Genomic DNA, 13,217 nt, shown 5'->3' on the forward strand with positions numbered 1-13,217 from the left:
ATTGCCGCCCGTGATCACCCTCCTGCACACCGCCGACTGGCAGATCGGCAAGCTCTTCGGCCAGTTCGACCCGGACGACGCGGCCCTCCTCGCCGAAGCCCGCTTCGCCGCCATCGAGCGCCTCGCCCGCCTCGCCACCGACCACCGCGCCGACGCCGTGCTGGTGGCCGGCGACGTGTTCGACGCCCAGGGCGTGACCGACCGCACCGTTTTCCGCCTGTTCAACGCCATGGCCGGCTATGCCGGGCCGTGGGTGATGATCCCCGGCAACCACGACGCCGGCCTCGCCGAATCGGTATGGACGCGCGCCGCCCGCCTCGGCGCCATCCCCGCCAACGTGCACGTGTGCCTGCAGCCCGCGCCGCTCGTCGTCGCCGGGCTGGCGATCCTCCCGGCGCCGCTCACCCAGCGCATCACCCACGCCGACCTCACCGAATGGTTCGCCAGCGCCGAAACGCCCGTGGGCCTGCCGCGCATCGGCCTTGCCCACGGCAGCGTGCAGGGCCTGCTGGCCGACGGCATCGACTCCTCCAACCCCATCGCCGCCGGCCGCGCGGCCCAGGCCCGCCTCGACTACCTGGCCCTGGGCGACTGGCACGGCACCCGCCGGGTCGATGAACGCTGCTGGTACGCCGGCACCCCCGAGACCGACCGCCACCGCGCCAACGACTCCGGCCAGGCCCTACTCGTCCGCCTTGCCGGCCCCGGCGCGCTGCCCGAAGTCACCCCCGTCGCCACCGGCCAGTACCGCTGGCTGAGCGAAACCATCGACCTGCAGGTGCCCACCGATCTCGACGCCGCCCTCGAACGCATCGACGCCTTCGGCCCGGCCGACGTGGTGCAGATCAGCGTCACCGGCCAGACCGACCTCGCCGGCCACCGCTGCCTGCAGGACGCCCTCGCCCGGGCTGGCGGCAAGGCCCGCAGCCTCAGCGCCGATCTCGACGCCCTGCGCCTCGAACCCACCGACGCCGACATCGCCGCCCTCGACGCCGACGGCTACCTGGGCGACGTGATCGCCGAACTGGGCGCCGACCTCAAGGCCCGCCCCGACGGCCCCGCCCGGGACGCCCTGGCCCTGCTGGCCGGTTTTCTTGCCGACGACCGGAGCGCCGCCCGATGAAACTCACCCGCCTGCGCGTCGAGCAGCTCCGCCAGTTCCGCCAGCCCCTCGAGATCAGCGGCTTCGAACCCGGCCTCAACGTGTTCACCGGCCCCAACGAGGCCGGCAAGAGCACCCTCGTCGCCGCCATCCGCGCCGCCTTCTTCGAGCGCCACCGCTCGAAAAGCGTCGATGACCTGCAGCCCTGGGGCGACAGCAGCGCCGCCCCCACCATCGAGCTGGATTTCGACCTCGGCGGCGAACCGTGCCGGCTCACCAAGCGCTTCCTCGGCCGCGCCCGCTGCGACCTGCAGCTGGGCGCCCGCCAGTTCGACGGCGCCGACGCCGAGGACCAGCTGGCCGAACTCCTCGGCTTCCAGTTCGCCCAGAAAGGCAGCAGCAAGAGCGAGCACTGGGGCATCCCCGGCCTGCTGTGGATCACCCAGGGCACCGCCCACTCCATCGCCGAGCCGGTCAGCCACGCCGCCGGCCACCTCAACCGGGTACTCGGCCAATCGCTCGACCACTCCCTCGGCGAAGTCGCCAGCAGCCGCGGCGACGCCATCCTCGCCCGGGTCGAGGCCGCCCGCAACGAGCTCCTCACGCCGGCCGGCGGCCGTCCCCGCGGCCCCTTCGCCGACGCCGAAAGCCAGGTCGCCGCCCTCGAAACCCGCCTCGCCGAACTCGACAGCGCCATCGCCAGCTACTGTCGGCAGGTGGACAACCTCGCCGCCCTGCGCCGCGAGCACCGCGCCGAAGAAGCCGAGCAGCCCTGGCTCGGCTTCCGCGCCCAGGCCCGGGACGCCGCCGAACGCCTCGCCGCCATCCAGGACGTGGAGCGCGATCTCACCGCCGCCCGCCAGCAGGCCGGCCAGTTCGACGAGCGCATCCGCCTGCTGCGCCAGCAGCTCGACACCCTCGCCCGCCAGGAAGACGACGCCCGCCGCCGCCACGCCGACGCCATCGAGGCCGCGCGCCGGGCCGACGACGCCCGCCGCCAGTCCGCCCAGTGGCAGGCCCGCCACGCCGACGCCGCCCGCGCCGCCGACATCGCCCGCCAGGCCCTGCGCCTCGCCCGCCAGGAAGACACCCGGCAGCAGCTGGCCGCCCAGCTCGCCACCCTGCGCCAGCAGGCCGCCGACGGCGCCGCCCGCCTCACCGAGGCCGAAGCCGCCCAGGCCGCCCTGCGCGCCCTGCAGGCCCAGGCTGCCGCCAGCCGCCTCGACGACGCCGACCTCACCGCCCTGCGCGAGCGCCAGCGCAAGCTCGACGAGAACCGCATCCGCCAGTCCGCCGCCGCCACCCGGCTGCAGTTCGCCCTCGACGACGGCCGCACGATCCGCATCGGCGACGACCCGGTGAGCGGCAACGGCGAGCGCCAGCTCCTCGAGGCCACCCGCGTCGCGCTGCCCGGCATCGGCCAGCTCACCATCACCCCCGGCGGCGCCGATCTGGCCCGGCTCGCCCAGGCCGGCATCGACCTCGCCGACGCCCACGCCGCCCACCTGGCGCGCCTGGGCCTCGACTCCCTCGAAGCCGCCGAGGCCCGCCAGCGCGCCGGCCAGCAGCTCGACTTCGAGGTGAAGGCCGCCGCCGCCCGGCTGAAGGATCTCGCCCCCCGTGGCCTCGACGCCCTGCGGAACGAGCGCGACGCCCAGCTCGCCCGCGCCGCCGACGCCCAGCAGGCCCTCGACCGCCTGCCCGCCGCGCCCGACACCCCGCCGCCCACCATCGCCGAAGCCGAGGCCGCCGAGGACGCCGCCCGCCACGCGGCGGACACCCTCGCCGCGCAGCTCGCCCGAACCCAGGCCGACGCCGCCACCGCCGAAGCCGCCCACGCCGCCGCCAGCCGCGAAGCCGCCGCCGCCCAGGCCGTGCTCGACGCACCCGGGCGGGCCGACAGCGTGGCCCGCGCGCGCGCCGACCTCATCGACACCCAGGCCGCCCAAGGCGCCCTCACCAGCCGCATCGAGGCCCTCGCCCGCCAGATCGACGCAGCCCGCCCCGACCTGCTCCGGCAGGACGTGGAGCGCTTCACCCGCAGCGCGGAACTCCACGAAAAGCGCTTCGCCGAACGCCGCGACGCCCTGCTGCGCCTCGACGTAGAGCTTCAGACCGCCGGCGCCCTGGGCCTCGACGAACAGCGCGCCGAAGTCGCCCGCGACCTCGCCCAGGCCCAGCGCCGCAGGGCCGAGCTCGCCCGCCGGGCCGGCGCGCTCGATCACCTGCTGGGGCTGCTGCAGGCCCGCCGCAAGGCCCTCACCCGGCGCCTGCAGGCGCCCCTCAAGCGCCATCTCGATCACTACCTGCACCTGCTGTTCCCCGACGCCAGCCTGGAGATCGACGAGCGCCTGCAGCCCGGCGCCCTCACCCGCCGCGGGCCCGACGGCAGCGCCGGGGCCGAAACCGGCCCCTTCGACGCCCTCAGCTTCGGCGCCCGGGAGCAGATGGGCGTCATCAGCCGCCTCGCCTACGCCGACCTGCTGAAGGAAGCCGGCCGGCCGACGCTGATCATCCTCGACGACGCCCTGGTCCACAGCGACGCCGAACGCCTCGCCCAGATGAAGCGCGTCCTCTTCGATGCCGCCACCCGCCACCAGATCCTGCTGTTCAGCTGCCACCCGGAATGCTGGCGCGACCTGGGTGTGGCGCCGCGGGCCATTGCGAACCTGCGCAGCTAGGCCAGCGTCCAACCCCGCACCGAACCCGGAGCCCCCCGATGACCGACAAGCCCAACCTCGCCGACCTGCGCAAGAGCTACGAGCACGGCAGCCTGGACGAAGACCAGGTGGCCGCCGAACCCACCGCCCAGTTCAGCGCCTGGCTCGACGAAGCCCTCGCCCGCGGCCTGCCCGAACCCAACGCGATGACCCTCGCCACCGTCGGCCCCGACGGCCGGCCGTCCACCCGCGTGGTGCTCATCAAGGGCTGCGACGCCCGGGGCATCGTGTGGTTTTCCAACTACGCCAGCCGCAAGGGCCGCGAGCTGGAACACCAGCCCTTCGCAGCGCTGCAGTTTCACTGGGTCGAGCTGGAGCGCGTGGTGCGCATCGAGGGGCGCGTCGAGAAGGTGTCGGCCGAGGAATCCGACGCCTACTTCGCCAGCCGGCCGCTGACCCACCGCATCGGCGCCTGGGCCTCGCCCCAGAGCGAGACCATCCCGGGCCGCGGCACCATCGTCGCCCGGGCGGCGGAGTACGGGCTCAAGTTCGGCCTCAACCCGCCCCGCCCGCCCCACTGGGGCGGCTACCGGCTGGTGCCGGATTACTGGGAGTTCTGGCAGGGCCGCGCCTCGCGCCTGCACGACCGCATCGCCTACCGGCTGCAGGACGGCGCGTGGCACAAGGCACGGCTGGCGCCCTGAGGGCCTGAGCCCGGCGGGCTTACAGGCGGCGCTTCACCGCGTCGGCCAGCGCCGCGTCGTGGTGCGGGTCGGCAGCATCCGCCAGGCCCGCCGCCACACCGGCCCGGTCTTCGGCGGCGCGGTTCTGGCTCATCTTCCACTTGCCCTCGATCCGCGTGATCGGAATCTCGATGCCGACGATGGCCTTCATCTGGGCGGCGATGAAATCTGCCGGCGCATCATCCACCGCCCACGGTTCGGGGCGGCGATCTTCCTGCAGTCGGGTGAGATCGCCGATCTGGCGGCGCAGCCAGCCGGCATCCTCCACCACCGCCGGGCGGCCCCAGGCATGCACGGTGGCGTAGTTCCAGGTGGGCACCACCTTGCCGGTGGCCGCCTTGGTGGCGTACCACGAGGGCGTCACGTAACCCTCCTCACCCTGGAACACCACCAGGCATTCGTCCAGCCCAGCCAGCTCGCGCCAGTGGGGATTGGCCCGGGCCACGTGGGCGCGCAGCACGCCGTGCTCGCCTTCATCCGGGTAGATCAGAAAGGGCACCGGCGAGGCCATCAGCCCGCCCGGCCCGTGGGTGACGAGCAAGGCCAGCGGGTGCGCACGCATCAGCGCGTGCAGGGCGTCGGGGTCGGATTCGCGGAAGGCGGGCGGGATGTACATGGCGGCAGCGGGGCGAGGGATCGGATGGGCGCCATCGTCCCATGTTGCCGCGGGGCCGGGAATCCCCCGGCGGGCTCAGTCGCCGGCGCCGTCCTTGGTGGCGCGGATCAGGCCGATGAGATTGTGGGGCTGGCCGCGGACGACCTTCAGCAGCTCGGTGCGCGCCACCTGAAAATCGACGCCGTCGGCAAGCAGCTTGTCGAGGAGCTCGCCAAAGCGCTGGCGCCGCTTGAGCCCGTTCGCGGTCTGGTCGCGGCGATCGTAGAAGACTTCGAGCAGGGTCGACCCGCACACGCAGTTGCGGAAGACCTCGACGACGGCGCTACCGTCATCGTCGATGCTCGCCTTGAGCCCGGAATGATCGGCCCGCACCTGGCGGGTGGCGGCCAGAAACTCCTCGGCGTCGGCATACGCCTGACCACAGTTGCGGCACACCTTCGGAAACGTGGCCTCTTCGAGCGCCTGCAGGCTGCGGAACAGTTCTTCGTGGGAATAACGCAGGCTCATGCTCGGTCCCCCGTTCAAAGTCCGGTTTAACGGCAGCACGGGCAGCGGATTGAAGCCGGATCACGCACGGGCAACGATGGCCGGCTAGACCGGCTTCGGGGTGAGGAAATACACCTTCTGGACCACCCGGCCCAGCTCGCCCGGGGCGCCGTCGGGCAGGGCTTCGAGAAAGCACTGGGCGCTCTTCAGCTCCACATTGAAGAGCCGCCCGTAAAGCCCGGCGATCTCCGCCGAGATGGCGAGGAGCTCCTCGTCGGTCTCGTGGTCCTCGGCGTCCTCGGTGGTGAGCAGCAGGATCCGGCAGTCGGCGGGCACGATGGCGCGCAGGTGGGCGAGATAGGCGGCCCGCAGCTCCTCGGGCAGCGCGGTGAGGGAGGCCCGGTCGTAGATCGCCTTCACGTCCCCCAGATCGGCGGCAGTGAGCGCGAAGAAATCGCCGCAGTGGATCGCCAGCCGGCCGTTGCTCCAGCGGGTGAAGGCGCCCAGCTTGTGGCGCACCGGCTGCAGGCGGCTTTCCTTGAAGAAGGCGCGGGCGGCGATGGGGCTCAGCTCCACCCCGATCACCTCGTGGCCCTGCTGGTGCAGCCACAGCAGATCGCGGCTCTTGCCGCACAGGGGCACGAAGACCTTGTCCGACGCCGCCAGCCCGAGCGCCGGCCAATAGCGGATCAGCAGCGGATTGACCGCCGCCTGATGGAAGCCGATCTCGTGATCCCGCCAGCACTGCTGCCAGCGCTCGTTGTCGCGGTTAGGCATGACGCGTCCGTCCTTTCGGGGAGGATTGAATGGACGGCGCGGTGCGTCCATGAGGTTCCCCGCTGCCTGACCGGCGGAGCGACTCCTGGCACCGGCGCCCGCCTTCCGGGCGCCGATCGGTGGTTGATGCCCCGCGGGGCGAGGCGGCTTGAACGGATGCCCGGGCGCCATTTGGTGCACTGCATCGACGATGCAGTATGGCGCGGGCCGGGCAAAAGGGAAACGAAATTCTCCCTCCGCACAGGCCGCGATCCGGCACTGCCGCCGGCAATTGCCGGCGTCATGGTCCGGTGCTCTAATGCGGCCTCTATCTCCACCCGGAAAGCCCCGCCCCATGACCCGAAAGCGCCGCACCCTGTTCGCCCTGTGGATGCTCGCGGGGATGAGCCTCCTCGCGCCCGGCCTGGCGTCCGCCGCCGAAACCGGCTTCACGCTGCCCTTCTACACCTTCAACGGGCACATCCTGATCGACGGGGCGGTGGATGGGCGGCGGGGCAAGTTCATGTTCGATACGGGCACCGAGTTCCCGTTCTTCCTGAACAACCACTACCTGCCGCTGGCGAAGGACAGCCGGATCGGCGAGGGTCACGCGGCATCCGGGCAGCCGATGGTGCTGTACCGGCAGCGCGCGCCGATCGCCATCGAGATCGGCCGCGACGTGCGCCTCGACGCGGTGCCCGGCCTCATCCACACCGACTGGCAGTTTCTCGAAGCCGCCTACACCCCGGCCTTCCTGGGCAGCATCGGCCACGGCTTCAACCGCGATTACGTGTTCGTGATCGACTACGACGCCCAGACCATTGCCTTCCACCCCTACGGCCAGGATGCCACGGCCCTCTCCCGGGTGATCGACCCGGCGCGGGTGGTCGCCACCCTGCCCTTCACCCCCACCGGGGTGGATGGAAAGATGCCCGAGGTGGATATCCGGATCGGCGAGGAGACGATCACCGCCTTCTTCGACACCGGCAACCTCGGCACCCTGGAGCTCACCGCGGCCATGCAGGCCCGGCTGGAGAGCCAGGGCCGGCTGCACATCAGCGCCAGCCCCTACACCTATGGCGCCTACGAGGCCCGCCGGGTGGCCAGCCTCAACGGCCTCAGCCACCACGGGCAGGCGCTCCACGACGTGGGGGCGCTCAGCTTCACCAGCGGCCCCCACAACCGGGTGGGGCTGGGCTATCAGTTTCTCCGCCAGTACGTGACGGTGTGGGACTACCGGGCGCGCACGCTCACGCTGCTCGCCCGGTAAGGGGCGCCCCGATCACCAGATGCTCACCCGCGCTTCCGGCGGCAGGTACAGCGCGTTGCCGGGCTTCACGTTGAAGGTGTCGTACCACGGCCCGAAGTTGCGCAGCACGCCATTGACCCGGAACTCGCCCGGGCTGTGGGCATCGGTGAGGGTGATGCGGCGCAGGAAGCCTTCGGTGTACTGCGAGCGCCACAGCTGGGCGTAACCCAGGAAGAAACGCTGCTCGCCGGTATAGCCGTCGATCACCGGCGCCTTGCCGGCGTATTCGGTGGCCACCAGCTTCTGGTAGGCGGTCCAGGCGATGGTGAGGCCGCCCAGGTCGCCGATGTTCTCGCCGAGAGTGAGCTTGCCGCTCACGTTGAGGCCGGGCAGCGGCGAATAGCGGTCGTACTGGGCCACCAGCTGCCGGGCACGCTGCTCGAAGCCGGCGCGGGCTTTCTCGGTCCACCAGTTGCGCATCACGCCCTTGCCGTCGAAGCGGTTGCCCTGGTCGTCGAAGCCGTGGCCCATCTCGTGGCCGATCACCATGCCGATGGCGCCGTAGTTGATCGCCGGGTCGGCCTTCGGATCAAAGAACGGCGCCTGCAGGATGCCCGCCGGAAAGGCGATGGCGTTGGCGTTGGGGTTGTAGTCGGCGTTGATGACCTGGGGCGTGATGTACTCGGGCCATTCCCACTTGCGCACCGGGCCGGCGAGCCTGGCGCGGGCGTCCTGACGGGCCCAGGCCTCGTAGCGCATCACGTTGCCCAGCAGGTCGTCGCGGGCCACCTTCACGCTGCTCATGTCGTGCCATTGGTCCGGGTAGCCGATCTTGAAGGTGATGGCGTCGAGCTTGGCGATGGCGGCCTTGCGGGTGGGGGCGTCCATCCAGGCGGTCTGGGCCAGGCGCTCCCGGAAGGCGGCGCGCAGGAAGCCCACCAGCTTTTCCATGGCGGCCTTGTATTCGGGCGGGAAGTAGCGTGCGGCGTAAAGCTGGCCCACCTGCTCGGCCATCGGCGGCGTGCCGAGGAAATCCAGCGCCTGCTTGTCGAGGGGCCGGGGCTCGGCGATGCCGCCGAGGCGGCGCTGGTGGAAGTCGAAGCTGGCATCCACCCACGCCTGGGAGAGCAGCGGGGCCCGGTTGTCCAGGTAGTGGAAGGCGAGGTAGGCCCGCAGGGTGTCGACGGGCGTCTTGCTGAAGAGCTCGGCCGCGCCCTTCACCGCGGTGTCGTTCATCAGATTGACGCGCTTCACGCCGTCGAAGCCCCGCTCGGCCAGCAGGCCTTGCCAGTCGATGCCGGGGGCGTAGCGGGCAAGGGCCTTCACCGACACGGGGTGGTAGGTCCGGATCGGGTCGCGCTGGGCTTCCGGCGTCCACTGGGTGGCGGCCAGCGCTGTCTCGAAGGCGACGATCGCTTCGGCGCGGGCCTTGCCGTCGCCGACACCGGCGCGCTGGAACACGCCCTCGATGTAGTCGCGGTAGGCGCTGCGCAGGCCGATGTAGGGTTCTTCGTTGGTGAGGTAGTAATCCCGCCCCGGCATCCCCAGGCCGCCCTGGGAGATCTGCAGCAGGTAGCGGGAGGGGGCCACCGCGTCGCGGTCCACCACGAAGTCGACCACCGGCCGCTGGCCCAGCTTGCCCATGTAGCGGGACAGGGCGCGCCGGTCATCGAGGGCCAGGATCTCGTCCAGCCCGGCCTGGAGCGGGCGGCTGCCCAGGGCGTTGCGGCGCGCGACGTCCAGGTAGCTGGCCTGCAGGTCGGCCACCTGCTGGGCCAGCGTGCCGGGGGCCGGGCGCTGGGCCTGGAGCTCGTCGATCAAGACCTGCAGCTGCTGCTCGGTGCTGACGGCCAGGGCCACGAAGGCGCCGTTCATGGGCAGGCCGGCGGGGATCTGGGCGGTATCGAGCCAGCCCTTGTTCACGTGGCGGTAGAAGTCGTCGCCCGGCGCGATCTCCGGGGCGATGTAGCGGGTCTCGACGCCCCACTGCCCGAAGGTCGGCCCCTTGGCGGTGGTGTCCGCGTGGGCGACGGCGCCCATCAGCATCAACGCCGGCACGGCCAGCAGGATGCGTTTGACTGAAGAGATACAACCCGATTGAACCCTGCTCATGACGATTCCTTGATTCCGGTTGGTGGGGGAGCCCTTCCGCAGGCACCTCACAAGGCCGGGCGGCAGCCCACACATTTTAAGGTTTCGCCATGACGTGCGCACAACCTCATGCACATGTCTCCACTCAGGCGGGTTTTCCATCAAACCCCACGGCCGGCCGCGGGCTGGCGCGCCGGGTCATCATCAGCACGCCGCCCAGCACCAGCGCGGCCCCCGCCATCTGCTGCAGCGAGATGGACTCGTCCAGCAGCAGCCAGCCGAAGAAGATGGTGAGCACCGGCCCGAGGGTGCCGATCAGCACCGCCCGCGCGGCACCGATGCGGCGGATCGCCACCGATTGCCAGAACACCGGCAGCACCGTCGAGAAGAGCGCCATCCCGGCGCCGTACAGATACACCGGCAGCGGCTGGACCAGCGCGGTGAGCGGCTGGCTCGCCACGAAGTGGAGCTGGGTGGCCACGGTGGACACCGCAATCCCCAGCGCCGCAAAGCGGATCGCCCCGAGCCGGCGCACCGCCACCTCGGTGCCGGCGCTGTACAGCGCGTAGGTGAGCGCCGAGCCGAACACGAAGGCCGCGCCCAGCCACACCGCGCGGGTGTCGCCGGCGATCTTCAGGTCGTGGGCGAAGGCCAGCCCGATGCCGGCGTAAGAGAGCACCAGCGCCGCCACCTGCCGCCGCTCCAGCCGCTTGCCCATGAAGAGCACGCCGATCAGCACGGTGAGGGTGGGATAGACGAACAGGATCAGCCGCTCCAGCGCCGCCGAGATGTACTGCAGCCCGACGAAATCCAGGATGCTGCTGCCGTAATAGCCGAGCAGCCCCAGCATCACCAGGATGCCCCAGTCCGAGCGGGCCAGCGGCGGCGCGTCGCGCCCGATCCACAGGCCCACGCCCAGCACGATGGGCAGCGAGAAGCTCATCCGCAGGGTGAGCAGGGTGATCGCCTCCACCGGCGCGGCGGCGTAGGCCAGCTTGACGAAGATCGCCTTGAACGAGAACCCGAAGGCGGCCAGCACCGCGAGGGCAACGCCCATCCGTTCGGTGGACCAATGTTTCCAGGGCATTTGGGGCGCTCCTGCCAGTGTTGTGATAAAACGAATGATGAAGGCCAGCCCCACCCCTGAAAATTGGCTTTTTCCCAAGCCAGCATTCGTTACTCACCAACACTGATGCACTACGACCTCACCGACCTGCGCCTCTTCGTGGCCATCGCCGAGCTGCGCAACCTCACTCGCGGCGCCGAGCGGGTGCATCTCGCCCCGTCGTCGGCCAGCCATCGCATCCGCCTGCTGGAAGAATCCATCGGCACCCCGCTGCTGATCCGCGAGGCCCGCGGGGTCAAGCTCACCCGCGCCGGCGAGGCCCTGCTGCGCCACGCCCGCCAGGTGTTTGCCCAGTTGGAGCAGATGCACGCCGACCTCTCGCCCTTCGCCAAGGGCGTGAAGGGCCACGTCAATCTGTGGGCCAACACCCACGCCACCCACACCTTCCTGCCCGAGAGCCTGTCGGCCTTTCTACGCAGCCACCCGCAGGTGAGCATCACGCTGGAAGAACACACCAGCCCCGAGATCGTGATGGCGGTGGCGCGGGGCGAGGTGGAAGTGGGCGTGGTGGCCGATTCGGTCGAGGGCGCCGAGGTGGTCTGCATCCCCTACCGGGCCGACCGGCTGGTGCTGATCGCCCCGGTGGATCACCCCATCGCCGCGCAGCCCAGCATGGCCTTCGTGGAAGTGCTCGACCACCCCTTCGTGATGCTCCACGCCGGCTCGGCGATCCACACCTTCACCATGAACGCCGCCGCCGCGCTGGGCAGGCATCTGGAAGTGCGCATCCAGGTACGCAGCTTCGAGGCCGTTTGCCGGATGGTGGGCGCCGGCGTCGGCCTCGGCATGGTGCCCCGCAGCGCGATCCCCGATGGCCCGGGCCGCGCCGCGCTGGCCATCCTCGAGCTGGAGGAGCCCTGGGCCCAGCGCGATCTCAAGGTATGCGTGAAGAAGCGCGAGCAGCTCTCGGGCTTTGCGGCGGCGCTGGTGGACAGCCTCACCGGCAGCGCGCCGGAATAAGCCATACGCAAGCCAGCGGCGAGCCACCCGACATCGCTGGTGTATGCTGATGCCGTTTCCACACACAGCATCCGGATGCCATGGGTCGGCTTGTTCAGCTCATCTACGTCAGCAGCGCCTCGCACCTTCTGGACGAACAGGCGCTGCGCGCCATCCTCGAATCCTCCGTCCGCCACAACACGCCCCAGGCCGTCACCGGGATGCTGCTGTATGCCAACGGCGCGTTCATGCAGGTGCTCGAAGGCGACGAAGCCGCCGTCGCCGAAACCATGTCGCGCATCCGCGCCGACCCCCGCCACCACAACATCTACGAGCTGTGCGCCAGCCCGGTGGCCGCCCGCGAGTTTGGCACCTGGAGCATGGGCTTCCGCGCCCTCACCCCCGCCGACGCCGCCACCTGGCCGGGCTACGCCCAGTTCTTCGAACGCGGCTTTACCGCCAGCGCCCTCACCGGCGCACCCGGGCTGGCGGTGGAAATGCTGAAGACCTTCGGGGACAAGAACGGGAAATAGCGGAAGGACTCGCCCTTTCTGGCAGCGCGAGTTCCGTTCGAGCGGCAACAAACCCGCGGCGGCTCCAGCAGATCAAGTTTTACTTGAACCGGTTCAAATAAACCTTGAATCAATTCAAGTCCGACTTGAACCTGTTCAAATCCGGGATGAAGCCATTCACCTTCGGGTTAAACCACTTCAAGTAAACCTTGAACAAGATCAAGTCAGACTTGAACTTGTTCAACCCGGACATGAACCCGTTCAACTCAAACCTGAACCCGTTTAAATAGAACCTGAAAAACATCAGGTGGAACCTGAACTACATCAAGTTCCACCTGAACCCTTCAATGTCCCCACCGGGACCACCCCCATCCACCCGCCATTCATTACGACTGGGTGCCGCCGCTCCCCCCTTTGCGCTTGCGAGCCTGTCCGAATTTTTGTGTTTGAGGCATAACGTAGTCCCAGAAAGGAAGGGTTATGCCAAGGAAGAAACAGAAGTTACCGCTGCCGCCTGTAGCCGTGTTGCCGGAAGGCGCGCAGCAGTGGCTCGATCAGGTGGTGAAGGGCCCGATGACGGCGGGGGCGGTCGAGGACGTGATGCGCGGGATCAAGAAAGCCTTGATCGAGCGGGCGCTTCAGGCCGAGCTGAGCCATCACCTGGGCTACGCCGAAGGCGAGGACAAGCCCGAATCGACCGCCAACCAGCGTAACGGCACGAGCGGCAAGACGGTGCTCACCGACGACGGGCCGCTGCGGATCGACATCCCGCGGGACCGGGCCGGGCAGTTCGAGCCCCAGCTGATCGGCAAGCACGAACGGCGCTTCACCGGCTTCGACGACAAGATCATCGCCATGTACGCCCGCGGGATGAGCGTGCGCGAGATCCAGGCGTTTCTGCTGCAGATGTACAACACGGAGGTGTCGCCGGACTTCA

At 70.0% G+C, this 13,217-nt stretch carries 12 protein-coding genes; 7 read left to right on the forward strand and 5 right to left on the reverse strand.

Annotated features, from left to right (window positions below; genetic code table 11):
• Positions 1 to 10: 10 nt before the first annotated feature.
• Genes GH681_RS24070 through pdxH form a run of 3 tightly spaced genes read left to right on the forward strand, consistent with a single transcriptional unit; the run spans position 11 to position 4,466 of the window.
• A complete protein-coding gene (locus tag GH681_RS24070) occupies positions 11 to 1,123 on the forward strand; it encodes a DNA repair exonuclease (RefSeq protein WP_153163281.1) in 1,113 nt (370 codons plus the stop codon).
• Positions 1,120 to 3,783, forward strand: coding sequence for an AAA family ATPase (locus tag GH681_RS19840; protein ID WP_153163282.1), 2,664 nt, complete (start codon positions 1,120 to 1,122; stop codon positions 3,781 to 3,783). The genes GH681_RS24070 and GH681_RS19840 overlap by 4 nt, the downstream gene beginning before the upstream one ends.
• 38 nt (positions 3,784 to 3,821) lie before the next feature.
• A complete protein-coding gene (gene pdxH / locus GH681_RS19845; protein ID WP_153163283.1) occupies positions 3,822 to 4,466 on the forward strand; it encodes a pyridoxamine 5'-phosphate oxidase in 645 nt (214 codons plus the stop codon).
• Between the two features lie 19 nt (positions 4,467 to 4,485).
• On the opposite strand, the gene GH681_RS19850 is transcribed toward pdxH, so the two are convergent.
• From GH681_RS19850 to GH681_RS19860, 3 genes are all read right to left on the reverse strand, one after another.
• A complete protein-coding gene (locus GH681_RS19850; protein ID WP_153163284.1) occupies positions 4,486 to 5,121 on the reverse strand; it encodes an FMN-binding negative transcriptional regulator in 636 nt (211 codons plus the stop codon).
• A 75-nt stretch (positions 5,122 to 5,196) separates the two neighbouring features.
• Positions 5,197 to 5,628 carry an oxidoreductase gene (locus GH681_RS19855; RefSeq protein ID WP_153163285.1) on the reverse strand — a complete coding sequence of 144 codons (432 nt, stop codon included), beginning with the start codon at positions 5,626 to 5,628 and terminating at the stop codon, positions 5,197 to 5,199.
• A gap of 84 nt (positions 5,629 to 5,712) precedes the next feature.
• A complete protein-coding gene (locus GH681_RS19860) occupies positions 5,713 to 6,384 on the reverse strand; it encodes a thiopurine S-methyltransferase (protein ID WP_153163286.1) in 672 nt (223 codons plus the stop codon).
• 334 nt (positions 6,385 to 6,718) lie between these two features.
• Here GH681_RS19860 and GH681_RS19865 point away from each other — a divergent pair, with 334 nt between their 5' ends.
• Complete coding sequence (locus GH681_RS19865) at positions 6,719 to 7,633, forward strand: hypothetical protein (RefSeq protein ID WP_153163287.1); 915 nt, start codon at positions 6,719 to 6,721, stop codon at positions 7,631 to 7,633.
• Between the two features lie 12 nt (positions 7,634 to 7,645).
• Here GH681_RS19865 and GH681_RS19870 read toward each other — a convergent pair whose 3' ends face one another.
• Positions 7,646 to 9,724 carry a M13 family metallopeptidase gene (locus tag GH681_RS19870; protein WP_194271291.1) on the reverse strand — a complete coding sequence of 693 codons (2,079 nt, stop codon included), beginning with the start codon at positions 9,722 to 9,724 and terminating at the stop codon, positions 7,646 to 7,648.
• 124 nt (positions 9,725 to 9,848) lie between these two features.
• Positions 9,849 to 10,790 (reverse strand): DMT family transporter, encoded by a 942-nt coding sequence (locus GH681_RS19875; protein WP_153163289.1) that lies wholly within the window; start codon positions 10,788 to 10,790, stop codon positions 9,849 to 9,851.
• Positions 10,791 to 10,895: 105 nt separating this feature from the next.
• On the opposite strand from GH681_RS19875, the gene GH681_RS19880 reads away from it, so the two are divergent.
• The 3 genes from GH681_RS19880 to GH681_RS19890 form a co-directional block, all read left to right on the forward strand.
• On the forward strand, positions 10,896 to 11,789 hold the full coding sequence (locus GH681_RS19880) for a LysR substrate-binding domain-containing protein (RefSeq protein WP_153163290.1): 894 nt from the start codon (positions 10,896 to 10,898) through the stop codon (positions 11,787 to 11,789).
• Between the two features lie 80 nt (positions 11,790 to 11,869).
• Positions 11,870 to 12,301, forward strand: a complete 432-nt coding sequence (locus GH681_RS19885; protein WP_153163291.1) for a BLUF domain-containing protein — start codon at positions 11,870 to 11,872, stop codon at positions 12,299 to 12,301.
• A gap of 459 nt (positions 12,302 to 12,760) precedes the next feature.
• Positions 12,761 to 13,217, forward strand: a 457-nt coding sequence (locus tag GH681_RS19890; protein WP_194271292.1) for a transposase, incomplete at its 3' end; no start/stop codon positions are given.

Origin of the sequence: Zoogloea sp. 1C4 (genome assembly GCF_009469605.1) — a bacterium.
Taxonomy (GTDB): domain Bacteria; phylum Pseudomonadota; class Gammaproteobacteria; order Burkholderiales; family Rhodocyclaceae; genus Zoogloea; species Zoogloea oryzae.

Excerpts from the sequence above, each read along its gene's own strand:
- GH681_RS19870 (WP_194271291.1), bottom strand. The coding sequence starts at position 9,724 with ATGAGCAGGGTTCAATCGGGTTGTATCTCTTCAGTCAAACGCATCCTG.
- pdxH (WP_153163283.1), top strand. The coding sequence starts at position 3,822 with ATGACCGACAAGCCCAACCTCGCCGACCTGCGCAAGAGCTACGAGCAC.
- GH681_RS19880 (WP_153163290.1), top strand. The coding sequence starts at position 10,896 with ATGCACTACGACCTCACCGACCTGCGCCTCTTCGTGGCCATCGCCGAG.
- GH681_RS19855 (WP_153163285.1), bottom strand. The coding sequence starts at position 5,628 with ATGAGCCTGCGTTATTCCCACGAAGAACTGTTCCGCAGCCTGCAGGCG.
- GH681_RS19865 (WP_153163287.1), top strand. The coding sequence starts at position 6,719 with ATGACCCGAAAGCGCCGCACCCTGTTCGCCCTGTGGATGCTCGCGGGG.
- GH681_RS19840 (WP_153163282.1), top strand. The coding sequence starts at position 1,120 with ATGAAACTCACCCGCCTGCGCGTCGAGCAGCTCCGCCAGTTCCGCCAG.
- GH681_RS19860 (WP_153163286.1), bottom strand. The coding sequence starts at position 6,384 with ATGCCTAACCGCGACAACGAGCGCTGGCAGCAGTGCTGGCGGGATCAC.
- GH681_RS19885 (WP_153163291.1), top strand. The coding sequence starts at position 11,870 with ATGGGTCGGCTTGTTCAGCTCATCTACGTCAGCAGCGCCTCGCACCTT.
- GH681_RS19850 (WP_153163284.1), bottom strand. The coding sequence starts at position 5,121 with ATGTACATCCCGCCCGCCTTCCGCGAATCCGACCCCGACGCCCTGCAC.
- GH681_RS19875 (WP_153163289.1), bottom strand. The coding sequence starts at position 10,790 with ATGCCCTGGAAACATTGGTCCACCGAACGGATGGGCGTTGCCCTCGCG.